This window comes from Chryseobacterium sp. GQ58, assembly GCF_059758895.1.
In genome coordinates, this window is the sequence record NZ_JCAXEH010000003.1 from 396,844 (window position 1) to 419,138 (window position 22,295).

At 33.7% G+C, this 22,295-nt stretch carries 26 protein-coding genes; 14 read left to right on the top strand and 12 right to left on the bottom strand.

Going from position 1 to position 22,295, the window contains the following annotated elements; all coding sequences use genetic code 11:
- The first annotated feature begins 220 nt into the window (after positions 1-220).
- A complete protein-coding gene (locus AC6CHK_RS09775) occupies positions 221-1,675 on the top strand; it encodes a sigma 54-interacting transcriptional regulator (protein WP_498095586.1) in 1,455 nt (484 codons plus the stop codon).
- Positions 1,676-1,802: 127 nt separating this feature from the next.
- Positions 1,803-2,276, top strand: a complete 474-nt coding sequence (locus AC6CHK_RS09780; RefSeq protein WP_498095588.1) for an Mpo1 family 2-hydroxy fatty acid dioxygenase — start codon at positions 1,803-1,805, stop codon at positions 2,274-2,276.
- Here AC6CHK_RS09780 and AC6CHK_RS09785 read toward each other — a convergent pair.
- Positions 2,273-3,340: a DUF2891 domain-containing protein gene (locus AC6CHK_RS09785; RefSeq protein ID WP_498095590.1), complete on the bottom strand. Its 1,068-nt coding sequence runs from the start codon at positions 3,338-3,340 to the stop codon at positions 2,273-2,275. The two genes, AC6CHK_RS09780 and AC6CHK_RS09785, sit on opposite strands and share 4 nt — an antisense overlap.
- Positions 3,341-3,454: 114 nt before the next feature.
- On the opposite strand from AC6CHK_RS09785, the gene AC6CHK_RS09790 reads away from it, so the two are divergent.
- Positions 3,455-4,324: a DUF4349 domain-containing protein gene (locus AC6CHK_RS09790; protein WP_498095592.1), complete on the top strand. Its 870-nt coding sequence runs from the start codon at positions 3,455-3,457 to the stop codon at positions 4,322-4,324.
- Positions 4,325-4,371: 47 nt separating this feature from the next.
- Here AC6CHK_RS09790 and AC6CHK_RS09795 read toward each other — a convergent pair whose 3' ends face one another.
- The 4 genes from AC6CHK_RS09795 to dnaA form a co-directional block, all read right to left on the bottom strand.
- Positions 4,372-4,749 carry a hypothetical protein gene (locus AC6CHK_RS09795; protein ID WP_498095594.1) on the bottom strand — a complete coding sequence of 126 codons (378 nt, stop codon included), beginning with the start codon at positions 4,747-4,749 and terminating at the stop codon, positions 4,372-4,374.
- Between the two features lie 75 nt (positions 4,750-4,824).
- Positions 4,825-5,523: an SAM-dependent methyltransferase gene (locus AC6CHK_RS09800; RefSeq protein ID WP_498095596.1), complete on the bottom strand. Its 699-nt coding sequence runs from the start codon at positions 5,521-5,523 to the stop codon at positions 4,825-4,827.
- Positions 5,524-5,545: 22 nt separating this feature from the next.
- On the bottom strand, positions 5,546-6,016 hold the full coding sequence (locus AC6CHK_RS09805) for a low molecular weight protein-tyrosine-phosphatase (RefSeq protein ID WP_498095598.1): 471 nt from the start codon (positions 6,014-6,016) through the stop codon (positions 5,546-5,548).
- Positions 6,017-6,114: 98 nt separating this feature from the next.
- On the bottom strand, positions 6,115-7,569 hold the full coding sequence (gene dnaA / locus AC6CHK_RS09810) for a chromosomal replication initiator protein DnaA (protein WP_498095600.1): 1,455 nt from the start codon (positions 7,567-7,569) through the stop codon (positions 6,115-6,117).
- A gap of 134 nt (positions 7,570-7,703) precedes the next feature.
- Between dnaA and AC6CHK_RS09815 the strand changes: the two genes are divergently transcribed.
- The 3 genes from AC6CHK_RS09815 (at position 7,704) to AC6CHK_RS09825 (ending at position 10,950) form a co-directional block, all read left to right on the top strand.
- Positions 7,704-8,114: an acyl-CoA thioesterase gene (locus tag AC6CHK_RS09815; protein ID WP_498096220.1), complete on the top strand. Its 411-nt coding sequence runs from the start codon at positions 7,704-7,706 to the stop codon at positions 8,112-8,114.
- A gap of 82 nt (positions 8,115-8,196) precedes the next feature.
- Positions 8,197-10,398: a DUF2339 domain-containing protein gene (locus tag AC6CHK_RS09820; protein ID WP_498095602.1), complete on the top strand. Its 2,202-nt coding sequence runs from the start codon at positions 8,197-8,199 to the stop codon at positions 10,396-10,398.
- Between the two features lie 114 nt (positions 10,399-10,512).
- Positions 10,513-10,950: a hypothetical protein gene (locus AC6CHK_RS09825; RefSeq protein WP_498095604.1), complete on the top strand. Its 438-nt coding sequence runs from the start codon at positions 10,513-10,515 to the stop codon at positions 10,948-10,950.
- Between the two features lie 53 nt (positions 10,951-11,003).
- Here the strand turns inward: AC6CHK_RS09825 and AC6CHK_RS09830 are convergent, their stop codons facing one another.
- Positions 11,004-12,281 (bottom strand): replication-associated recombination protein A, encoded by a 1,278-nt coding sequence (locus AC6CHK_RS09830; RefSeq protein ID WP_498095606.1) that lies wholly within the window; start codon positions 12,279-12,281, stop codon positions 11,004-11,006.
- A gap of 120 nt (positions 12,282-12,401) precedes the next feature.
- Between AC6CHK_RS09830 and yidD the strand changes: the two genes are divergently transcribed.
- Positions 12,402-12,668, top strand: a complete 267-nt coding sequence (gene yidD, locus AC6CHK_RS09835) for a membrane protein insertion efficiency factor YidD (protein WP_498095608.1) — start codon at positions 12,402-12,404, stop codon at positions 12,666-12,668.
- 415 nt (positions 12,669-13,083) lie between these two features.
- Positions 13,084-13,950, top strand: a complete 867-nt coding sequence (gene lgt / locus AC6CHK_RS09840; protein ID WP_498096222.1) for a prolipoprotein diacylglyceryl transferase — start codon at positions 13,084-13,086, stop codon at positions 13,948-13,950.
- A 27-nt stretch (positions 13,951-13,977) separates the two neighbouring features.
- On the opposite strand, the gene AC6CHK_RS09845 is transcribed toward lgt, so the two are convergent.
- Entirely contained in the window at positions 13,978-15,495 is a 1,518-nt protein-coding gene (locus AC6CHK_RS09845; RefSeq protein ID WP_498095610.1) for an NAD(P)H-hydrate dehydratase, read from the bottom strand.
- Positions 15,496-15,629: 134 nt separating this feature from the next.
- Here AC6CHK_RS09845 and mscL point away from each other — a divergent pair, with 134 nt between their 5' ends.
- Complete coding sequence (gene mscL, locus AC6CHK_RS09850; RefSeq protein WP_498095612.1) at positions 15,630-16,016, top strand: large conductance mechanosensitive channel protein MscL; 387 nt, start codon at positions 15,630-15,632, stop codon at positions 16,014-16,016.
- 52 nt (positions 16,017-16,068) lie between these two features.
- Here mscL and AC6CHK_RS09855 read toward each other — a convergent pair whose 3' ends face one another.
- A complete protein-coding gene (locus tag AC6CHK_RS09855) occupies positions 16,069-17,028 on the bottom strand; it encodes a D-2-hydroxyacid dehydrogenase (RefSeq protein WP_498095614.1) in 960 nt (319 codons plus the stop codon).
- A 95-nt stretch (positions 17,029-17,123) separates the two neighbouring features.
- Positions 17,124-17,525, bottom strand: coding sequence for an LNS2 domain-containing protein (locus AC6CHK_RS09860; protein ID WP_184162295.1), 402 nt, complete (start codon positions 17,523-17,525; stop codon positions 17,124-17,126).
- Positions 17,526-17,762: 237 nt separating this feature from the next.
- Between AC6CHK_RS09860 and idi the strand changes: the two genes are divergently transcribed.
- The 3 genes from idi to gcvT are packed head-to-tail and all read left to right on the top strand — an operon-like array spanning position 17,763 to position 19,843.
- Positions 17,763-18,272, top strand: a complete 510-nt coding sequence (gene idi, locus AC6CHK_RS09865) for an isopentenyl-diphosphate Delta-isomerase (protein ID WP_498095616.1) — start codon at positions 17,763-17,765, stop codon at positions 18,270-18,272.
- Between the two features lie 6 nt (positions 18,273-18,278).
- Positions 18,279-18,755, top strand: coding sequence for a hypothetical protein (locus tag AC6CHK_RS09870; protein WP_498095618.1), 477 nt, complete (start codon positions 18,279-18,281; stop codon positions 18,753-18,755).
- 8 nt (positions 18,756-18,763) lie between these two features.
- Entirely contained in the window at positions 18,764-19,843 is a 1,080-nt protein-coding gene (gene gcvT / locus AC6CHK_RS09875) for a glycine cleavage system aminomethyltransferase GcvT (RefSeq protein WP_498095620.1), read from the top strand.
- 74 nt (positions 19,844-19,917) lie between these two features.
- Here the strand turns inward: gcvT and AC6CHK_RS09880 are convergent, their stop codons facing one another.
- Positions 19,918-20,271 (bottom strand): arsenate reductase family protein, encoded by a 354-nt coding sequence (locus AC6CHK_RS09880; protein WP_498095622.1) that lies wholly within the window; start codon positions 20,269-20,271, stop codon positions 19,918-19,920.
- Positions 20,272-20,411: 140 nt separating this feature from the next.
- Here AC6CHK_RS09880 and AC6CHK_RS09885 point away from each other — a divergent pair, with 140 nt between their 5' ends.
- Both AC6CHK_RS09885 and AC6CHK_RS09890 read left to right on the top strand, forming a co-directional pair.
- Positions 20,412-20,879 carry an acyl-CoA thioesterase gene (locus AC6CHK_RS09885; RefSeq protein WP_498095624.1) on the top strand — a complete coding sequence of 156 codons (468 nt, stop codon included), beginning with the start codon at positions 20,412-20,414 and terminating at the stop codon, positions 20,877-20,879.
- Between the two features lie 9 nt (positions 20,880-20,888).
- On the top strand, positions 20,889-21,761 hold the full coding sequence (locus AC6CHK_RS09890; RefSeq protein ID WP_498095626.1) for a sugar phosphate isomerase/epimerase family protein: 873 nt from the start codon (positions 20,889-20,891) through the stop codon (positions 21,759-21,761).
- Between the two features lie 39 nt (positions 21,762-21,800).
- Here the strand turns inward: AC6CHK_RS09890 and AC6CHK_RS09895 are convergent, their stop codons facing one another.
- Positions 21,801-21,992 (bottom strand): hypothetical protein, encoded by a 192-nt coding sequence (locus AC6CHK_RS09895; protein WP_498095628.1) that lies wholly within the window; start codon positions 21,990-21,992, stop codon positions 21,801-21,803.
- Positions 21,993-22,046: 54 nt separating this feature from the next.
- Positions 22,047-22,247, bottom strand: a complete 201-nt coding sequence (locus AC6CHK_RS09900; RefSeq protein WP_498095630.1) for a hypothetical protein — start codon at positions 22,245-22,247, stop codon at positions 22,047-22,049.
- Positions 22,248-22,295: the final 48 nt, after the last annotated feature.

Here is a 22,295-nt window from a genome sequence, read left to right on the forward strand (position 1 = left end):
TTCCTAAGTCATTTTTAAATTAGTCAAAAATCAACATGAACATTCCTTTCCATCAATAATTAAAATCTCCTTTGCTGAGTGAAATCAAAGATTCGACGCAGTCAAACGCCTTTGCGAACGGAAAATAAAACAGTTAGTAGTAAAAAAATCTTAGCGGACTTTGCGTTAAAATATTTTTCGCAAACACACTTATTCAAAACAAAAAAGTACATCATTACAAATGAAAAACGATACAACATTTAAAGAATTAAAACAATCAGGATATACCAATAAAACCATTAATCAGGAAATTCAGGCGAATTTGATTGCGAAAATTAAAGCGAAAGAACCCGTTTTTGAAGGACTTTGGGGTTATGAAGATTCTGTAGTTCCACAGTTGAAAAAAGCGATTTTGGCGGGACACCATATTAATTTATTAGGTTTGCGTGGCCAGGCAAAAACCCGAATAGCAAGAAGCATGGTCAATCTTTTGGATGAATATATGCCGATTGTAAAAGGTTCTGAAATCAATGACAGTCCGTTTCAGCCAATTTCAAAATTTGCAAGAGATCTGATTGCAGAATTAGGCGACAAAACTCCTATTTCATGGGTTCACCGTTCCAATCGTTTCTTTGAAAAATTAGCGACTCCGGATGTGAATGTTGCGGATTTAATTGGCGACATCGACCCGATCAAAGCCGCAACTTTGAAACTTCCTTATTCTGATGAACGTGTTCTGCATTACGGAATGATTCCTCGTGCCAACCGTTCGATATTTGTTTTGAATGAATTGCCCGATTTGCAGGCAAGAATTCAGGTTTCTCTGTTTAATATTTTGCAGGAAGGTGATATTCAGATTCGTGGATTTCAGTTGAGAATGCCTTTGGATATTCAGTTTGTGTTTACCGCAAACCCAGAGGATTATACCAATCGTGGAAGCATTGTTACTCCTTTGAAAGACAGAATCGGGTCGCAGATTTTCACGCATTATCCGAAAACAATTGAATTAGCAAAACATATTACCGAACAGGAAGCACAAATTTCATCAGAAGATAAAGCACAGATTCAAATTCCTCATTTAGCGAAAAATCTTTTGGAAGAAGTCGCTTTTGCAGCCCGTGACAGCGAATATGTGGATGCCAAAAGTGGTGTAAGTGCAAGATTGACGATCAGTGCCATGGAAAACTTGGTCGCCGCAGCAAAATTACGTTTGATAGAAACAAATGCTTCAAAAACCACCGTTCGTTTATTAGATTTTATGTCGATTATCCCTTCAATTACCGGGAAAATTGAGTTGGTGTACGAAGGCGAACAGGAAGGTGCAGATTATGTGGCGAAAATATTAATCGATAAAGCCGTGATGATCCAGTTTGAAAGTATTTTCCCAAGAATTTCTAAACTTGAAAAAGAAGGCATTAAAACCCCCTACACTGATTTAATTAATTGGTTCAATAAAAATCATCTTGAACTTAATTATACCGATACCGACGAAGAATTCTACAGTAAACTGAACAGCATTACGCCTCTGACAACTGTAATTGAAGAAAACGCTTCAGAATTAAGTGAAGAAGATAAAAACTTCTGTAAAGAATTGGTTTTATGGGCTTTGACAATCAGTAAAAAATTAGACAAATCTGAAAATTCTAACGCTTATACTTTTGATTCTGCGGATATTGGTCAATATTTGCGTAACTAAATTTATACTCTGATTCTGTAATTTAATCATAATAAAACTATAAATCCTTCGCATTGCCGAAGGATTTTATTTTAAAGTCATTATTTCTGTTTGAAAATTTATTATTTTCGTAAACCAAATTATTTATATGAGAAAGATTGATTTACTTTTCGCAGAATACGCAGAAAGTCATAGAAATTCAACCAATAAACTGATACACTGGATTTGTGTTCCATTGATTTTCTGGACAATTTTAGGCTTTATCTCACTGATTCCGGCACCTCATTTTTGCGCTTCCTATTTTGGTTGTATAAGTCTTATAAGCATCATTGCTATAGTTTTGGTTACTATTTTTTATGCACGACTTTCTCTGCTTATAAGCTTTCTTATGATTATTATAATGCTATTAATGGAACATTTTGCGTATGCTATAAATATTAATTTTGGCAAAAAATCGTGGATGATCTATGCCGGCATTTTTATCATCACTTGGATTTTACAGTTTGTAGGCCATAAAATTGAAGGTAAAAAGCCATCTTTCCTGAAAGACCTTCAGTTTCTTTTGATAGGGCCGATCTGGCTTTTAAGCTTTATCCTGAAAAAAACAGGAATCAGATATTAATCTTCCAAGGCATAAACTGCAAAACTCGCCAGCCAATGGTCGCCGCCGTAATTTCCCTGAAACAGTAAAGGTAATCCGTTGACTAAAAATTTATCTGCTGTCTTCTGAAAATCTTTTTTTAGCGGATGTTTTTCGGGAAGTGATTTTGCAATTCCTTTCATGCACCATGCTTTAGAAAACGACAAACCAACCAAATGAACCGTTTGATAATCGCTTAAATCACTTACCACAGGGATTTTCTCAATATTTTCTAAACTTCGTTTTTCATAGAATTTATTAATCCATTTTACAAATTCTTTTTGTGGAAGAACTCTTCTCATCAAATCTGCAATTTCTAAACTTGGTGAAAAGAAATCCGAACCGTCCGGCTCCAAATAAGCAGGCGTGTTCTCGTCTTTTAAGTAAAAATATTTCGCTTTGTCTATTAATTGATTTTCAAATTCTTTATCATTATTTGCTCTTGCCCAGTCAATTGCAAATGCCATTGCAAAAGCGGTATTGGGGTGAACGCCGGTTCTGTTGGGATACGTTTGCTTGGGTAAATATTTTTTCCAGGCAATTAAAATTTTATCCGTCAAAGGTTTTAAATTCTGATGCCAGATTTTTGCTTTAGGATGATTCCAAGTTGCCATTTCTTCGTCCAGCTTGAGCAACCAAGCCCAACCGTAAGTTCTTTCAAATGTTGTAGTTAACTGATATTTTATAAAATAATCTGCTTCGGACTGCAGTTTTTCCTTTTGGAAAGATTCATCAAGAATTTTTTCAATTTCTTTGGCATTAGCAAGATTTGGTTTGGTTTTTAAAAGCCTTACGAGCATCCAATGTCCATGAACAGAACTGTGCCAGTCGAAACATCCGTAAAAACTCGGATGCAAAACTTTCGGACTTAAAGGAACTTCTTTTTCATTATTTATAATATGAGCTGTTTTGTTCGGATATTCCTGATTGATGCAATGAAGAGGTTTTTCTGATAATTTTAATGCCATTTCGTGCGTCAATTTCGGAGCTTCTTGAGCAAAAAATAAAGCAGGAAAAAATATAATTGCTAAAAGATTTTTTTTCATTCAATAAAAATAAGAAATAAATTGACTTTAATTAAAACGAAATCTGAAATAATAAACATAAAATCACTCAAGAATGATAATTAATTTTTAATTTTGAGAAAAAGCAATAACTATATGAAAAGAATTATTTTGTTTTTACCTTTCCTTGTTCTCATGAATTGTAATAAATCTGAAAGCCAGGAAGCAGTACACATGGATTTAATTGAAGACGCTGTTTCGGCAGATAAAAATATGCCTCCGCCTCCACCGCAAATAAGTGAGAAAATAGTTTCTTCTGTTACAAGTAATAATAACAAGACAGAATCTTCTAAAAAGACCGATACAATTTCCAAAAAAATTATAAAAAATGGTGAAATGGCCATTCATGTTGGAGATATTAAAAAAGCTCAAAATCAGGTCAATGAAATTATAAAGAAAAATAACGCTTACATACAAACTGAACGTTTCAGAAACAGTGATACAGAGGAAAATTTAGAATTTATTATACGTGTTCCACATAAAAATTTTGATGATCTTATCAATTCTTTTTCAAATGGAGTTGGCTCTGTTTTGTCTAAAAATATATCTTCAGACGATGTAACCGAAGAATATACCGATGTCGCTATCAAACTGGCTAATAAAAAGATCTATCTTGAAAAATATAGAGAAATGCTGAAAAATGCGGCCACAACGAAAGATATTCTGGAAATTCAGGAAAACATACGCGAGCTGGAAGATGAAATAGATGTTTCGGAAGGACGGTTGAGATTTATTGATGACAAAGTCAATTACAGTACTTTAAATTTAAGTTTATACAAAGAAAAAATAAGAAGTTCAGCAACTTCAAAAATCGGTTTTGGAAGCCGTTTCGGAGATTCTGTTACTGAAGGTTGGAATATTTTTGTGAGTTTTGTATTGGGTCTTATTTCATTTTGGCCATTTTTATTGTTGATTCCATTAATTGTTTTTGCTTGGAGAAAGTGGAAAAATAGGAGAAAAAAATAAAAAAATCCGAATATCAAATCTGATATTCGGATTTTTAAGTTTACTTTTTAAGCATTAAAATGTTCTTTAACTGTTTCTAAAACTTTCTCTTCAGACATTTGCTGTGAAGTATCTAAAGTGATTTTCAAGTTTTTAAATTGAGCGGTATCATGAAGATAATGTTTCAGCTCTTCCTGAATATTTCCGGGTCCGGTAATATAAACTTCCTGAGAATTGGTCAATAAATTCTCAACTTCCTTGAAAAATTTTATTTTATTGGTTCTTTCTGCATTATTCCCTGCATTTTCACTTGAATTTCCGTGTTGTATTTCTGCTTTTACAGGGCTGCAAAGAAAGAATTTAAATGCATGTTGAGCATCATGATTTTTTACTACAATTGCTTTTTCAGAATCTATCCAAAGTCCTGCTAATTTTTTTTCTGACATAATTTATTTATTTTATTAAGTTATGTTTTAAAATAGGCAAAAACAATGCAAAGTTTACGTTAATGATTGTTAAAATTATTTTCCCAAAACAAAAACTGCAGGAATTTTATGAAGTTCGGGCTTATTTTTCTGCCAGTCTTTGATACTTAAAGTTTTAATAAATTCATGTTCGGAATCGTTGATATTGGCGGCAATACAGAGCTTGGTATTCGGTGAAAGAAATTTGCACAAATCTTCCAAAAGCTGATTGTTTCTGTATGGTGTTTCCATAAAAATCTGCGAATAGCCCGTCTTTTGAACTAAAGCTTCCAGTTGCAGAATTTGTTTTTTCTTTTCACTTTTATCAATCGGAAGATAACCGTGAAAGGTAAATTCTTGCCCATTAAAACCACTGGAAATTAAAGCCAAAATAATAGACGAAGGTCCCGAAACAGGAATTACTCTGATGTTTTTCTCATGACACCATTTTACAATCAAATTTCCGGGATCGGCAATACAAGGAAGTCCGGCTTCGGAAAGTAAACAAAAATCCTGGCCATTCAACATTCTGTCCTGAGCTTCTTTTATATCGGCATTTTCTGTGTATTTATCAAGAAGAAAAAGCTTCAGATCGGCCTGTTTTTTTTCCGGAGCAAAAAATTTAATTATTTTTCTTCCCGTTTTTTCATTTTCCACAAAAAAGTAATTGGTCTGCATGATAAATTCTTTCAAAACAGGTGAAAAATGACTGATTGGCGTGTTTTCAGATAAATAAGCAGGAAGTAAAAAAAGCATATCTTGATAATTATTCTTTATTTTAATTTTTCTCGGTAATCATTTGTTGTTCCAATTTGTGGGCAATCTTATTGCAGGCATCATCCAAAAGCTGATAAACATTTTCAAAATCCTGCATATCGCCCCAATAAGGATCCGGAACTTCAACATTCTGATGATTTCCGGCCGATTCTAGAAACAAACTGATCTTTTGCCGCTGCTCTTCATTTTTAGCTTTTGAAATCACATCTTCGTAAACATCAATATCCATACAATAAATCTTATCAAAATTCTCAAGATCCGAATTGTTGATCGGCCTCGATTTTTGATTTGAAATATCAATATCATGCTTTAAAGCTGTTTTTATGGCTCTTTTGTCGGGATTTTCGCCTTCATGTTGAGAAATTGTTCCTACAGAATCGACGAAAAATTTATCAGAAAGCTTCGTCTTCAAAATACCTTCTGCTAAAGGGCTTCTGCAAATATTTCCCAAACAGACCATTAATATTTTCATATTTTCTGATTAAAGATTTAATTAATATTCGGTTGACAAAACTAAATAAAAAATGAAGAATAATCCTATTCTCCATTTTGATTTTATGCGTAATTAAATTAATGCTTAATTTTTTCGGTAAGCTCTTTTACGTATTTTTTAACTTCCTTATCGATCTTCGAAACATCTTTTATGGTTTCACAGGCGTACATTACGGTTGAATGGTCTTTTCCGCCCATTTCTTCGCCAATTTTCGTGAAAGTTGCATTGGTAAATTCTTTCGCAAAATACATGGCCAACTGTCTCGGAAGCGCAATTTCTCTTTTTCTAGTTTTAGATAAAAGCTGCTCTCTTTTAATCCCGAAATAATCACAAACAACCTCCTGAATATAAGGAATATTGATGATTTTTTTCTGATTGGCAGCAATTTTATTGATCGTTTCTTTTAATAATTCAAGACTTAAATCTGATTTATAAATTGTAGAATAAGCAATCACCGAATTGATGACCCCGATCAGTTCTCTTACGTTAGTTTTAGCTTCAGCAGCAAGGAAATCCAGCATATCGTCTGTCAAGACAATTCCGTCACGGCTAAGCTTGTCAACGATAATTTTTTTACGGGTTTCCAGATCCGGAGATTTAATTTCCGCAGAAAGTCCCCATTTGAATCGGGAAACAATTCTGTCCTGAATATCCATAATGTCAACCGGAGCTTTATCTGAAGTAAGAATGATCTGCTTTCCGTTTTGATGCAAATAATCAAAAATATGGAAGAAACTATCCTGCGTTGCAGATTTACCCGAAAGAAACTGAATATCGTCAATGATCAGAACATCTACCATTTGATAAAAATTGGCAAATTCTGTCTGTTTATGAGCTTTAGCCGAAGAAATAAATTGTTGGATAAACTTCTCTGAAGACAAATAAAGAACGACTTTATCGGGAAACTGGCTTTTCACTTCCAGACCAACCGCTTGCCCAAGGTGGGTTTTTCCTACACCGTAACCTCCGTATAAAAATAATGGGTTGAAAGCCGTTGCTCCAGGTCTTTTGGCAATAGATCTTGCCACCGTTGACGCAAATTTATTGCTTTCACCTTCCACATAATTGTCAAAAGAAAAATCTGCTTTAAGGTTTGAATCTATATTTACTTTTTTGATTCCCGGAACTACAAAAGGATTGACAATATTGGACGAAAAACCCTGAGGCATTGTTTCCTGCATTTTTGGAGTCGGAACCGTTTTACCTTTCATATTCATCGTAACGGGCTTTTCTAAACCGCTTGGCTTATTTTCCATTACCGAATACCAAAGTTTCACTCCTTTACCGATGTTTTTCTTCAGGGCAGCAGAAAGCAACGATAAGTAATTATCTTCAATATATTCTTTATAAAAATCACTTGGAACCATTAATGTAAGATTATTGTCAACCAACGAAATCGGCTGTACTTTATCAAACAGTAAATCAAAAGATTTTTCAAGTTTTTTAAGATCAGAATTATCTTCAGCCGCGTTTAGGTTGTCTCGCATAAACTGAAGGCAATTCTGCCATATCATTACTAAATTTTCATCCATTTTATGCCCTGATTAATTCTTTGGTTAGTTAATTTTATTAGGAAGACAAAGGTCACATTTTTTATTTTTAAAAAAAAATATTGCGGGTATTGATTATTTAAAAATATATTTGTATGTATAATTCAGAACTTAAAATGATACATACAACTCACTCAATAAGAGTACGTTACGCAGAAACAGACCCAATGAAATATGTATATTACGGCAACTATGCTGAATATTTTGAACTTGGAAGAGTTGAGCTTTTCCGAAGCATAGGAATATCATATGACGAGATCGAAAAGTCGGGAATTTGGCTTCCTGTTTCCGAATACAATATTAAGTATTTAAAACCAGCTTTGTACGATCAAAAATTAGAAATTCATACTTTTTTAAAAAAAATCCCCGGAGTGAGGATAGAATTTGAATATGAAATTTACAACGAAGAAAAAATAAAAATCACAGAAGCCCGTACCACTCTATTCTTTTTGGAAGCCAGCACCAATAAAATTATTAAATGCCCCGAAATTTTGATGCAGCTCATCAAAGAAAACTGGAAAGAATAAAAATAATAATATGCAAAAAACTATAAAATAGATTTTTTTAAACCTGTTTTCAATTTCCTATCTTTGATCACAAATAGAATCAATGACTTTATCAGTTTTAATTTTTATACTAATTGGAGCTATCTGTTGGGTTTATACCAGACTCAACCAAAAAATTCAGGTTTTAGAAAAACAGGTTTCCGATTTGTCTAAAAAAGAAACTGATAAAGAAAATATTACTCAGGAAAATCAGCCTGAACCTGTTACAGATATCGTCAGTCAGGATTTTATTTCCAAAACGCCGGAAGTTTCAACACCGGAATTCCAAGAAACCAAGCCGCAGAAAGACTTACTGGCTCCTGTTTTTGATTTTTTAAAGCAGAATGCGCTTACAATTATTGGTATTTTTACATTGGTTTTAGGAATCGGCTATTTTGTAAAATATGCAATCGATAAAAACTGGATCGGTGAAACTTCTAGAGCCGGAATTGGCTTTTTGGTTGGTACAATTATCATTATAATTGGTCATTTTCTGAGAAAAAATTATACGGTTTTCTCTTCTATTATTACGGGTGGCGGCGTTGCTGTTCTTTATTTTACGACAACGATTGCATTTCGGGAATACCATCTTTTTACTCAAAATACCGCTTTTGCGATTACCTGCGCAATTACCGTTCTTTCAATTGCTCTTTCTTATCTTTATAAAAGTGAAATTTTAATTCTATTTTCTTTATTCGGCGGCTTTCTGGCCCCTTTGATGATCAGTACCGGACAAAGCAATTATCTTTTCCTCTTCACTTATATTTCTGTGCTCAATTGCGGAATGCTTCTCATCGCTTATCTGAAACAATGGAAAAGCATCGGATGGATATCTTTCATATTTACAGGCATTTATCTATTTTTCTGGACTGTTGAAAAACCACAAATTTCAAGCATTACTTTTTATATAATCACATACGTTATTTTTTATGCTTTTGCACTTCAGAATTATATTAAAAGAAATTCGCTTCTGAAACCGGATATTTTAATGCTTGTCCTGATTAATTTTTCCAGCGTTGCAGGATTGGTTTATATTTCCAATGAACTAAAGCTTGCTCCGGCGGCTTTATTTCCTGTTATTTTCGCAATCATCAATTCTGTCGGTCTTTACAGAGAATTTCAAAAGAAAAATTTCGGGATCGATTATTCAGTATTTGCGGGCATTACGATCAGTCTTATCACTTTGGCTTTGGCACTCGAATTCAAAACACATCTTATTACCAGCGTTTGGGCAATTGAAGCAAGCCTTCTTCTTTATATCTGGAAAAAAACCGATCATAAAATCTTTAAAACTTTCTTTTACATTTTGTTTCCGCTGGTTTTTATTTCTCAAATGATGACTTGGGCAAAATATTTTGATCCGGCGCCTTTGCAAATAGTTTTCAATCCGGTTTTTATTACGAGTTTGGTTGTGATTGGAAGCGTTTTGATGAATTTGATTTTGCTGAAAAAAGATTCAGAAGAGCATAAAACTGAAAATGAATTTTATGAAAACCTGCTGAAAATTTTATGTTTCGGAATTATTTATTTGTCGGTTTTGTTTGAAATAATTTATCATATTTCAGCTCAGCCTTTAGTCATTATTGCCGCGATTGGCTTTTTATTCAGTATTTATTATGTCTTTTTATTGCTTTTGTTCGGCAGAAAACTTGGAATCAGCAAAGACTTTGAAACGGGCATGATTTATCTCTTTTTGTTTTTAATCATTCTTCATATTTCATCATCGCAGATTGCAACAGAAATCATCGGCAACAAAGTGGAATCCGGCTCTTTCGTTGTGCATCTTGTATATCTTTTACCTTTTATTTTCCTTTTATTAAGAAATATTCCAAAATCAGACTTTATTAAAACGAAGCTTTCACATTGGCTGATTTCTTTCGTGATTGTTTTATGCTTTAGCTTAGAATTTTTTCGTACTTATTTATTGCTCAACGCAAATGGCTTTACTGGTATTGATTCTTTAAAAAACCATTTCAGCATTTTGTATCTGCCAATAATCTGGGCTGTTTTGTCATGTATTTTCATCTATTTTGGACTGAAAAAAAACATGTCCGTTTATAACAAAATAGGTTTCACATTACTTGGGATCATGATTCTAAAATTATATGTTTATGACATTTGGCAAATGGATAATATATCCAGAATCATTGCATTTATCATATTGGGCGTTATTTTGCTGCTGAGTTCTTTTATGTTCCAAAGATTTAAAAATATGATTAAAAGCCTTGTCGACAAAAAAGAAGATAAATCATCAAACAACGAATAAAAAATCAATAAAAGTCATTATTCATCAACAATTTATAATTTATTTTATTTTTTTGTTGACTATTTGTAAAAAATAAGTATATTTATCAAGTTTTTAATACTTATATTTTTGACTATGAAAAAAATCCTATACTCTTTACTTATTTTTGCTTCGGCAACATTGTTTGCTCAGAAAAATACCAGCGTAAAATTTGCAATTTGTAACGACGCTGTCGGCACTGTTGACATGTTTGAGGCAAGAAAAGATTATGTTCAAAGCGTTAATATATTTAAGCCAAAAGCAAATCTTCCACAAAATCTGAAGAAATACGATTACTTAGCTGAAAACGGATTAGCTGAAGTAAAATTCAAAAAAGATGTTGGCACTTTAGATATTATATCGCTTGGCCAGCTTAATATTCAGAATGGCCTTCCAAAGGAATCACCCGTATTTATTGAAGGTTACGAATTCAGCAATACAGACACAATTATTTTTGCAGATATGATGTCTGATTACAGAGTAGGTCTTGTGGATGGCAAAAAAGCTTTAGTGATTACGACCATTAAAAAATAATTACATTAAGATTATAATTCAAAAAACGGATATTCAGCTGAATATCCGTTTTTTTAGTATTTATTATTCCACTTTTTCTTAAGTTCTTCGTAGATTTTCTTTTCGGTAGCATTATTTCCGGGTTCGTAGAATTTCACATCTTTTATTTCTTCCGGTAAAAAATCCTGATTCACAAAATTACCTTCAAAAGAATGTGCATATTTATATTCTTTTCCGTAATCAAGATCTTTCATCAGCTTTGTCGGAGCATTTCTCAAATGTAACGGAACAGGCAGATTTCCGGTCTTTTTCACATAAGCCAACGCATCGTTGATTGCAGCATAAGCCGAATTGCTTTTTGGAGAAACGGCAAGATAAATAGCGGTTTCACTTAATAAAATCCTCGCTTCCGGATTTCCTATTACATTGATCGCCTGAAAACAATTATTGGCAATCACCAAAGCATTAGGATTGGCCAAACCAACATCTTCGGAAGCCAAAATAAGCATTCTTCGTGCAATAAATTTGATATCTTCACCGCCGGCAATCATTCTTGCGAGCCAATAAACAGCACCATTCGGATCACTTCCCCGCATAGATTTTATAAAAGCGGAAATAATGTCATAATGCTGCTCGCCATTTTTATCATAAAGCGCCATCGTTTCCTGAAGAACAGACATCACATCTTCATTGGAAATTTCTTTATTGTCAGAATTTTTAAACTGATTCAAAACCAATTCGACAGAATTGATCAGCTTTCTGCCGTCGCCACCTGAATATTGAATAAATGCCTGCTTATCTTTAATGCTGAAATCGGTTTTTTCTTCTTTATTAAATCTTTCAAGGGCAATATCAATTAATTCTTCAAGTTTTTCATAAGTCAAGGCTTTCAAAATATAAACCTGGCTTCTCGAAAGCAAAGCCGAAACCACTTCAAAGCTCGGGTTTTCCGTTGTTGCACCGATTAAAATTATCCATCCTTTTTCTACGGCATGAAGCAACGAATCTTGTTGTGATTTGTTGAAACGGTGGATCTCATCGATAAAAAGAATTGGTGATTTCCCTGAAAAAAGATTTTGCTTTTTGGCTTCTTCAATTACATCGCGCACATCTTTCACACCCGATGAAACCGCTGAAAGTTTGAAAAATTTCCTTCCAGATTTTTCCGAAATAATTTCCGCCAACGTTGTTTTTCCTGTTCCGGGAGGTCCCCAAAGAATCAGGGAATTTAAAGCATCATTTTCCAGCATTTTCCGAATCGTCCCTTTTTCGCCGGTAAGATGCTCCTGCCCCAAAACTTCGTCCAGATTTTTAGGTCTCAATCTTTCTGCTAAAGGAATATTGCTGCTCAAAATTGTTCAGATTTTTTATTTTCTTTTATAAATTTTCAGCAAAACCAATCATATCGACTTGCTGAAACTTCCAACAAATTTAAACTAATTTTCAATTTTTTAGCCTATTTTTGCATTGTTTTGAAACTTACATTCAATAAAATCATTACATCGCCATTGGTAATTTTAATCAGATTTTACCAATGGTTTATCTCGCCTTTACTTCCAAAAAACTGCCGTTACGAGCCTACATGTTCGCATTATATGGTAGAATCTCTTCAGGTTCACGGTATTTTTAAGGGATTCTGGCTCGGATTAAAAAGAATAGCAAAATGTCATCCTTGGGGCGGAAGCGGTTACGATCCTGTTCCACCAAAAAAGGAAAAAATTCAAAAAACGAACTATTAAAAAATTAAAAATGAATACTCTATTTTTTAGAATTTACCTTGCAGCATTCGCATTGATCACACAATGTTTCTTTGCACAAAATTATCCGGATGGATTGTCTGACGGTACTTTAAAAGTAAATTCTTCGGAAATTCCAGTAAAAATATTTTCAACAACTGAGCCTGTAGATTTAATTTCTTTTGCAGACAATAAAGCGAACAAAAGTGTTTTGGTCATCTTAAACAAAACAAATCTTGAACCTGCGTATTTTGTCAACAACGCAATGATTTTAGATAAATATAAAAACGGAAATTATCAGTTTTTTGATGAAAACCTGAAATTAATTGAAGGTGTCAAAATTACTGAAGACAACATTGAAACACTAAAATATGCCATAAAAACTCCAAATCCTATCAAGTCTTCGGATCAGGTTGAATTGGAAACTCCTTTTAAAATCTGGGATCCTTCAACAGGAATTCAGTTAGGGCCCTTGACATTACATTTTTATAGCTTAATGTTCATTTTGGCTTTTGGGTTGGGTTATGTTTTAATGACAAGAATTTTTACTATAGATAACATTAACCAAAAATATCTTGAGCCACTTTTTACATGGACACTAATCGGAACTATTCTTGGCGCAAGAATGGGGCACGTTATTTTTTATCAGCCGGAATTGTTTAAAGAAGATTTCTGGAGCGTATTTTTACCAATCAGCACAAAAAATGGATTCAAATTCACAGGATTTTCAGGACTGGCAAGCCACGGAGCAACCATTGCTTTGATCTTGACAACTTTATATTATTCATTCAAAATCATTAAGAAAAATCCGTTTTGGGTATACGACAGATTAGGAATCGTGGTTTCTTTAGGCGGAGCATTTGTAAGATTGGGTAACTTTTTCAATTCTGAAATCATCGGAAAACCGGCAGATCCAAATTCACCTTTCGCTTTACTTTTTCCTCAGCAAAGCAGCGAATATGGTGTGACTGTGCCACGTTATCCGACCCAGTTATTTGAAGCCGCAGGATACGTTGCTCTTTTTGTTCTGCTTTGGATTTTGTACAGAAAAACTAATAAAAAATATCAGCAAGGTTGGTTGTTTGGATTGTTTTTTATTATTCTTTGGGCAATCAGATTCTTTGTAGAATTCTTAAAGGAGCCGCAAGGAGACGAGTTCATTTCTTTTGCAGGATTAAATACGGGACAAGTTCTTTCTATTCCGTTTATGCTTGCCGGAGTTGTGATCATGTTCATTTCCAAAAAGTTTAAAATTACGGAAGCAGAAAATGCCAAACCTGAATAATTTAATTCTAAAATACAAATCAGAAAGTCACAATTGAATTGTGGCTTTTTTGTTTAATTCAAGGAAAACACTTCCCAGTTCATCAATCACATCTGTCGGTTGCATCGCTTCTTTTGATATTTTTTCAGCAGCAAAATCAGCCGCTTTTCCGTGGAGCCAAACTCCAAAAACAGCAGCTTCCTGTTCTGAATATTTCTGAGCTAAAAGCGATGTGATAATTCCTGTAAGAATATCGCCGCTTCCTCCTTTCGACAATCCCGAATTTCCTGTAATGTTATAAAAAACCTGTCCGTTTGGGGTTACGACTTGCGTATGATGGTCTTTTAAAACAATATAAATGTTTAATTCTTGGGATTTTATTTTGGCTAAATTTAATCTTTCGAAAGAATTTTCTGTTTTGCCAAAAAGCCTTTCAAACTCTTTTGGATGCGGAGTTATAATTGAATTTTTTGGAATCAGTTTTAAGTTTTCTTTACTTTTAGAAATAATATTTAAAGCATCCGCATCCAAAACTAAAGGCTCAGAAGCTTGTTTTAAAAAATGTAAAAGAGCTTTTTCAGTCAAAGGTTCCGTTCCCAATCCTGAGCCAATTCCATACGTTGAATCCTTTTGAATTTCTATATTTTCGATACATTTTTCTCCGCCGGAAATGAACATTGCTTCAGGAACACTGGTCTGAAGAATCTCATAACCGCAAGCCGGAGAATGTACAAACGTAAGCCCGGAACCAACTTTCAATGCAGATTTTGCGGCCAAAACCGCTGCACCGATTTTACCGTAGCTTCCAGCAACAATTATTGTTTTTCCGTAAGTTCCTTTGTGCGTAAAACTTTCCCGAGGTTTAAAAATTTTTAAAATCTCATCATCATCAATCACAAAATCATCAGTCGAAGTTTTATCGATAAATTCCTTGCTTAATTCAATATCCAAAACAATTACTTTTCCGGAAAATTTTCCGGTTTCGGGATGAAGAAAAGCCTTTTTCCAAAACTGGAAAGTTAAAGTAAAATCTGTTTTAAACAGAATGTCATTGGCCTTATTCAGCTTATCTGCAAACATTCCGGATGGAATATCGATCGAGATTTTCGGACTATTTTTTGAATTTAAGCTTTCAATTAATTTCTTATAAATTCCTTCAAGCTTTCTTGATAAACCCGTTCCGAAAAGCGCATCTATAATGATTGTTTTTTCGTCAAAATTATATTTTTCGATTTCACTATAATCTTTTAAAGAAATTCCAGATATCTCTTTCAATCTTTTATAATTCTGCTGAGTATTATCTGAAAACTTTTTATTTGATTGATTAATAAAAACATCAACGTCAAAACCTTTCAGGTAAAGTAATCTTGCAATCGCAAAGCCATCTCCTCCATTGTTTCCGTTTCCACAAAAAACTGCAAATTTAGTATGGTTTTTACAGTACAGAGAAATCCAGTTTACACAGGCAATTGCAGCTCTTTCCATTAATAAAATAGAAGAAACCGGTTCGTTTTTAATCGTAAATTCATCTGCAGATCGAATCTTTTCAGTTTCAAAAATTTTCATATAGCAAGTTTTTATTAAATTTAATCATTATAATTTAAAAATTATGCCACATTAACGATAAAATAATTACGAAAACAGTAAAGATTATTATTTTTAAATTATACTTTTGTAATAAACAATTAAAAATATAAATTATGGGATTTGTAAGTGAGTTCAAAGCCTTTGCTTTCAAAGGAAATGTACTTGATTTGGCTGTCGGTGTTATCATCGGGGCTGCTTTCGGAAAAATTGTATCATCTTTGGTTGAAGACGTGATCACGCCTCTATTATTAAACCCGGCCCTTAAAGCGGCGGGTGCAGAAAATATTGCTACACTTACCTGGAACGGAGTCAAATATGGCAATTTCCTTTCAGCAGTGATCAGCTTTTTGTGTATTGCAATGGTTCTCTTCTGGGTTATCAAAGGAGCCAATAAATTGAGCAGAAAAGAAGAAGTTGCAGCGGCTCCAGCAGGCCCGACTGAAGATCAAAAACTATTAATGGAAATCCGGGATTTGCTGAAAAGTAAAAACAATATATAAAATAAAATGCCGCAGTATTGCGGCATTTTTTATTTAAAGTTTAACTAAAAACTTATTGTATCTGCAAAATACTTGAAATCTGTTCTGCTAAAGAAAGACCAATTCTGTCTTGAGCTTCCAAAGTTGAAGCTCCTGTATGCGGAGTCAAGGAAATTTTAGGATGATTTAAAATCTCTTTTGAAGGAGTCGGTTCGTTGATGAAAACATCAAGACCGGCAAACTTCACTTTTCCTGAATCCAAAGCCTGAATCAAAGCTGCTTCATCGATTACTCCGCCTCTTGAACAGTTTACGATTGCTACGCCGTCTTTCATGATTCCAAATTCGTTTTTCCCAATCATAAAGCCTTCTTTTTGCGCCGGAACGTGAAGTGTGATAAAATCTGAATGCTTCAAAACATCCTGCAAAGGCTCTGTTTCAATATCAACATTAATAAACTGATTGTTGTAAAACGTCACTTTAATGCTTGCTCTTCCTACATTATTATCAGCAGCGACAACTCTCATTCCCAGACCTAAAGCAATCCTTGCTACTTCCTGTCCGATTCTTCCCATTCCAACGATTCCGATGGTTTTACCTCTCAATTCAATACCTTTTGCATAAGATTTTTTAAGATTAGCAAATTCTGTTTCACCAACTAAAGGCATTTTTCTGTTCGAGTCCTGCAAAAATCTTGCGCCTGAAAATAAATGCGCAAAAACCAGCTCAGCAACAGATTCTGAAGAAGCTGAAGGTGTATTGATCACATGAATTCCTTTTTCTCTGGCGTAATCTACATCGATATTATCCATTCCTACTCCACCTCTTCCAATGATTTCGATCGACGGACAATTGTCTATAATATCTTTTCTTACCTGTGTTGCGCTTCGTACCAAAATCGTTCTGATTTTGTGCTCATTAATATAATCAACCAAAAGCTCCTGCGGAACTTTTGTAGTAATCACTTCAAATCCTTTCCCAGACAATGCATCAATTCCAGATTGGTCTAAGCCGTCGTTTGCTAAAACTTTCATAAATATTTTTATATTTTAAAAATTAAAGATTTAAAAAATTAAAGAATTTAAACTGCTTAAATATTCCAACTTCTAAATCTTTTCAATTGATTTTTTTAATCTTTAAAAACCTCAATGGTTACTTGTTTTTCAACCAAATCGGTAAATTTACCTTTGTATCGCGTAGCTCTTACCAAGTGATTATCAATCCAATGATAATTTCCGCCTCTTGGTTTTCCACATAATACACTGTGATATTTGAAGCCGTGCTTATCCAACCAATCTATTGTGATTTGCTTTAGATTTTCAGTTCTTGAAGTGAAAAAGCAGATTTGATGGCCTTCGTCATACCATTTGTTGATAGTTTCCAAAGCATCCGGATAAGGTTCGCAGGTTACCATTCTTTCCGGCTCTTCGTTGGGAACATCGTCTGTAATAGTTCCGTCAATATCTATCAGATAATTCTTTACACCGTCCTTCAGGATAGGGCTGATATGTTCTTTATATTCTAATTCCATTGCAAAATTTTGAATGGCAAAGTTACGGCTTATCACACAAACCTTTACATTAATCTTAGTTTATGTTAAAATTTTAACCATGAAAATGGCTTTTTCAAAACAATTTCATCTAAAGCCGTGTATTATTCATAAATATAGTTGATTTTTTTCTTTATTATTTTCGACTATATTTCTTAAATATTAAAAAATTTAAACAAATATTTTACAAAATCATGATTTAAACTTAAATTTGTAGGAATGGAAGAATATGTAGTTTTAGTAAATCCTGATGATGAAGTTTTGGGTTTGATGGAAAAACAGCAGGCTCATATCAACGGTTTGCTTCATCGTGCATTTTCTGTGTTTTTATTTAATGATAAAGGCGAAATGCTTCTGCAAAAGCGCGCTTCACAAAAATATCATTCGCCAAATCAATGGACGAATGCCGTTTGCTCGCATCCGCGTGATGGCGAAACCTATCTTGAAGGAGGCAAAAGAAGGCTGAAGGAAGAATTGGGAATTGAAGTTGAACTTTCCGAAAAATTTGATTTCATTTATAAAGCCGATGTCGGTGGCGGACTTTGGGAACACGAGTTGGACCATGTTTTCACAGGATATTATAATTCTGATTTTGATCTGAATAAAAGCGAAGTAGAAGAAGTGCGCTACATTTCTATGGAAAATCTAGATAAAGAAATGTCTGAAAATCCTGAAAAATTTACAGAATGGTTTAAAATCATTTTAGAAGAATACAAACACCACTTTTAGCAAATAATGAAAAAAACACTCTTTTTGTTCGCTTTTTTAATCAGTTTATGGGCTTTTTCACAAAAATTTGATACTGAAGTTTTTGACAGCGAAAATTATTCGATCACAATTCCCGATACCTGGAAAGCAACCAATGACGACGGAATTGTAAATATTTTCCCAACCAACCAAATTGGCGCCATTACTATTTCCGAATATCACGGCCTTGATTTGCCAAAAGACCAAACCAAAAAATTTATTCTTGCGCTTTACAATTCTAAAGATGACGAGAAAAAAATAAAAAGCGGAAGCAGTAAAAAAGGATATACAGAATATCATTATGAATACTTTGATGATAAAGAAAATCTTTTCTGGATCACAAAAGTATTTCAAAAAGATAAAGATTTATATCTTTTGAGCATCAATTGCCAGCAAAAATACTGGAATGGAAATTATATGAAGGTTTTTAATGAGACTTTCAACAGTTTTAAAATTAAGAAATAAAAATAAACATGAAGAAAACAGCCTTGTACGACAAACACGTTTCTTTGGGAGCGAAAATAGTACCTTTTGCAGGATTTGAAATGCCTGTACAATATTCCGGTGTTACGGAAGAGCATTTTGCAGTAAGAGAAAAAGCGGGATTATTTGACGTATCTCACATGGGACAGTTTTTCATCGAAGGTGAAGGCGCAAAAGATCTTTTACAATATGTGACAACCAACAATGTAGACGCTTTGGAAAACGGAAAAGCTCAATATTCTTGCCTTCCGAACGAAAACGGCGGGATTGTAGACGACCTTATTGTTTACAAAATGGAAGATAATAAATATTTTGTCGTTGTAAATGCTTCAAACATCGAAAAAGACTGGAATCACATTTCAAAATACAACACTTTCGGTGCTAAAATGACAAATGCGTCGGATGAAATGTCTCTTTTGGCAGTTCAGGGACCGAAAGCTACTGAAATTCTTCAAAAGATAACTGAAACCAATTTATCAGAAATTCCTTATTACCATTTTACCGTTGGTTCGGTGGCTGGAGTAAGTGATGTGATTATTTCAAACACTGGTTACACAGGAAGCGGTGGTTTTGAAATTTATTTTAAAAACGACAATGCAGTACAACTTTGGGATGCAATCATTGAAGCTGGAGAAAGTGAAGGCATTATTCCTTGCGGATTGGCTGCCAGAGATACTTTGAGGCTTGAAAAAGGTTTCTGCTTATACGGAATGGATATTGATGATACGACTTCGCCAATTGAAGCAGGATTGGGCTGGATCACCAAATTTGATAAAGATTTTGTTTCTAAAGAAATTTTTGCAAAACAAAAAGAAGAAGGTGTTACCAGAAAATTGGTCGGTTTTGAATTGCAGGATAAAGGAGTTCCAAGACACGATTATCCTGTGGTAGATGCGGAAGGAAATGTAATTGGTAAAGTAACTTCCGGAACGCAGTCTCCGATGAAAAAGATCGGTTTGGGAATTGCTTATGTTGATAAACCGCATTTCAAGCTGGGTTCTGAAATTTTCATTCAGGTAAGAAATAAAAACATTCCTGCAAAAGTGGTGAAAATGCCTTTTGTACAATAATCAAATTGTTTTTAATGATAAAAAACCACAGAAGTTGTTTCTGTGGTTTTTTATTTTCCTGAAAAGTCTAAGGATTAATTTCCGTTGAAATGCGCTCTTAGAGCCTCAATATTTTTCTTGTCGTTTCCTATAAATATCTCTTTATCTGTAAGGAAAACCGGACGCTTTAAAAAAGTATAATGATCCAAAAGCAATTCTTTAAAATCATCTTCTCCCATTGTTTTCAAATCAAGCTCTCTCAATTTTATCTGAGTAGATTTTTTGCTGAACAAATCTTCATAAGAATTGGTGATTTTATACATTGCCTCCACTTCATCTTCGGTAATAGGCTCTTTTTTAATTTCGCGAAGTTCCCAGTCTCTGAGATCAAATTTTGCTAATATTTTCCTGCAGGTGTCACAACTATTAAGATAAAACACTTTTTTCATCTATATAAATATATTTATTAATTTAACATTAATGTCCCCAAATTGAACATTTTGACAATATAAGACTTTAATTGCTCAAAAAAAGAATTTAATCCGACTTTTTAAAAATTATTAAATATCTTTAGTCAAAATTTATAAAAATGGACAACAAACCTATTACTTTTCAGTTTATTTCTGAGCCTTCGGATGTGAATTATGGCGGGAACGTACATGGAGGAAGTGTGATGAAATGGATCGATCAAGCAGGTTATGCATGCGCAACGACATGGAGCGGAAATTATTCTGTAACGGTTTATGTTGGCGGAATCCGTTTTTATGAGCCCATCAAGATTGGTGAAATTGTAAAAGTGGAAGCGCAGGTGATTTATACAGGTTCATCAAGTATGCATATTTCGATTAACGTCTTTTCAAGAAATTTGAAGCAGCCCACTTTTGACAAAAAAACACACTGCATTATTGTTTTTGTAGCTGTTGATGAAAACGGAAAAAAATTGCCTGTTCCAAAATGGATTCCGGAAACGGAAGAAGAAAAACAACAGGAAATGTACGCTCAAAGACTGATGAATCTGAGATCCCAGATCGAAAACGAGATGAAGCCATTTTTATAACTTATTTCAATGCTTAGAAAAGATTTTATACTACTTTCTTCATTAGGGTTTTTAGGTTTATATTCTTGTGGAATTTCTAATGTGAAAAGTATCAGAAGGCCTTTAGCAATACAATTATATACAGTTCGCGATGCAGTATCGGATAATTTGGAAAAAGCATTGGAAAAGCTGGCTTCTCTTGGCTTTACAGAACTGGAAATATATGGCTACAACGGCAATTTCTTTGGCAAAAGCAAAAATGAATTTTTGTCTGTTTTAAATAATACAGGCTTAAAAGTTATAAGTTCGCACCATCAAACCGGAGTTATTAAAAATGAAGCTGGAACTTTGACCAATAACTGGGAAAAATCTGTTGAGGATCTCCATTTTATAGGTACAGAATTTATGGTTTGTTCTTATCTTCTTCCCGAAGAAAGATCAATTGAAAAATATAAAAAGCTTCCGCAATTACTGGAAAAATCAGGTGAGCTTACAAAGAAAGCAGGAATTCAGTTTGCGTATCATAATCACGATTTCGAGTTTGAAAAATTTGATGATAATCAAAATATTTATGATTTTATTTTACATCAAGCTTCTTCAGATCTTGTGAAAATGGAGCTCGATCTGTATTGGATTTCAAAAGCAGGCCTTGATCCTTTAGATTATTTTGAGAAGCATCCTCTACGTTTCCCATTGTGGCATGTAAAAGACATGAAAACCGGAACAAAAGATTTTGCGGAAGTAGGAAACGGAACAATTGATTTTGAAAGGATTTTTGCCGAGAGAGAAAAAGCAGGCCTTAAATACTGGTTTGTAGAACAGGATTCCAGCGATAAAGATATTTTTAAAAGTATAGAAATGAGTAGGAATTATATTCTTAAAAAACATTTTTTCTTTACATAAAAATAAAAACCTTCCGAAAATCCGGAAGGTTTAAATATTTTAATCCTTGCAATTATACACTTGCGGGCAACCCATAAATTGTGAACAATATAAAGGCCCTGTAACAGCTCCCGTGCAGCTACAGCCGCAAAGTGACAAATCGGGTGTTCCTATTTTTCCTACTCCTCCGACGATGTTTTTAAGATCATCTTTTCTTAATTTTTTAGCGTTTTTTAAAATGTTGTTTGACATAATGATTTGGTTTTAAATGAATATTAATATAAATTTTAGAACAATTTTAAATTATTATATAGCCGCATTATCACAAGTATAAACTTGCGGACAGGCGATATAATTTATGCAATATTTAGGTCCTGTTACAGATCCTGAGCAACTGCAGCCACATAATGATAAGTCCGGGTTTTCAATTATTGCTACTCCTCCGATGATGTTTCTAAGATCATCTTTTTTTAATTTTTTCGCGTTCTTTAAAATGTTGTTTGACATGTGATTTGATTTTTTTATTAAACAATATCTAGTTTGATTAAGATCAAA

Excerpts from the sequence above, each read along its gene's own strand:
- AC6CHK_RS09790 (WP_498095592.1), top strand. The coding sequence starts at position 3,455 with ATGAAAAGAATTATTTTGTTTTTACCTTTCCTTGTTCTCATGAATTGT.
- AC6CHK_RS09825 (WP_498095604.1), top strand. The coding sequence starts at position 10,513 with ATGAAAAAAATCCTATACTCTTTACTTATTTTTGCTTCGGCAACATTG.
- AC6CHK_RS09860 (WP_184162295.1), bottom strand. The coding sequence starts at position 17,525 with ATGGAATTAGAATATAAAGAACATATCAGCCCTATCCTGAAGGACGGT.
- AC6CHK_RS09880 (WP_498095622.1), bottom strand. The coding sequence starts at position 20,271 with ATGAAAAAAGTGTTTTATCTTAATAGTTGTGACACCTGCAGGAAAATA.
- AC6CHK_RS09800 (WP_498095596.1), bottom strand. The coding sequence starts at position 5,523 with ATGCTTTTTTTACTTCCTGCTTATTTATCTGAAAACACGCCAATCAGT.
- mscL (WP_498095612.1), top strand. The coding sequence starts at position 15,630 with ATGGGATTTGTAAGTGAGTTCAAAGCCTTTGCTTTCAAAGGAAATGTA.
- AC6CHK_RS09805 (WP_498095598.1), bottom strand. The coding sequence starts at position 6,016 with ATGAAAATATTAATGGTCTGTTTGGGAAATATTTGCAGAAGCCCTTTA.
- AC6CHK_RS09785 (WP_498095590.1), bottom strand. The coding sequence starts at position 3,340 with ATGAAAAAAAATCTTTTAGCAATTATATTTTTTCCTGCTTTATTTTTT.
- gcvT (WP_498095620.1), top strand. The coding sequence starts at position 18,764 with ATGAAGAAAACAGCCTTGTACGACAAACACGTTTCTTTGGGAGCGAAA.
- AC6CHK_RS09845 (WP_498095610.1), bottom strand. The coding sequence starts at position 15,495 with ATGAAAATTTTTGAAACTGAAAAGATTCGATCTGCAGATGAATTTACG.
- AC6CHK_RS09890 (WP_498095626.1), top strand. The coding sequence starts at position 20,889 with ATGCTTAGAAAAGATTTTATACTACTTTCTTCATTAGGGTTTTTAGGT.
- AC6CHK_RS09795 (WP_498095594.1), bottom strand. The coding sequence starts at position 4,749 with ATGTCAGAAAAAAAATTAGCAGGACTTTGGATAGATTCTGAAAAAGCA.
- AC6CHK_RS09900 (WP_498095630.1), bottom strand. The coding sequence starts at position 22,247 with ATGTCAAACAACATTTTAAAGAACGCGAAAAAATTAAAAAAAGATGAT.
- AC6CHK_RS09775 (WP_498095586.1), top strand. The coding sequence starts at position 221 with ATGAAAAACGATACAACATTTAAAGAATTAAAACAATCAGGATATACC.
- AC6CHK_RS09815 (WP_498096220.1), top strand. The coding sequence starts at position 7,704 with ATGATACATACAACTCACTCAATAAGAGTACGTTACGCAGAAACAGAC.
- AC6CHK_RS09780 (WP_498095588.1), top strand. The coding sequence starts at position 1,803 with ATGAGAAAGATTGATTTACTTTTCGCAGAATACGCAGAAAGTCATAGA.
- AC6CHK_RS09870 (WP_498095618.1), top strand. The coding sequence starts at position 18,279 with ATGAAAAAAACACTCTTTTTGTTCGCTTTTTTAATCAGTTTATGGGCT.
- AC6CHK_RS09855 (WP_498095614.1), bottom strand. The coding sequence starts at position 17,028 with ATGAAAGTTTTAGCAAACGACGGCTTAGACCAATCTGGAATTGATGCA.
- idi (WP_498095616.1), top strand. The coding sequence starts at position 17,763 with ATGGAAGAATATGTAGTTTTAGTAAATCCTGATGATGAAGTTTTGGGT.
- AC6CHK_RS09885 (WP_498095624.1), top strand. The coding sequence starts at position 20,412 with ATGGACAACAAACCTATTACTTTTCAGTTTATTTCTGAGCCTTCGGAT.
- AC6CHK_RS09820 (WP_498095602.1), top strand. The coding sequence starts at position 8,197 with ATGACTTTATCAGTTTTAATTTTTATACTAATTGGAGCTATCTGTTGG.
- dnaA (WP_498095600.1), bottom strand. The coding sequence starts at position 7,569 with ATGGATGAAAATTTAGTAATGATATGGCAGAATTGCCTTCAGTTTATG.
- AC6CHK_RS09895 (WP_498095628.1), bottom strand. The coding sequence starts at position 21,992 with ATGTCAAACAACATTTTAAAAAACGCTAAAAAATTAAGAAAAGATGAT.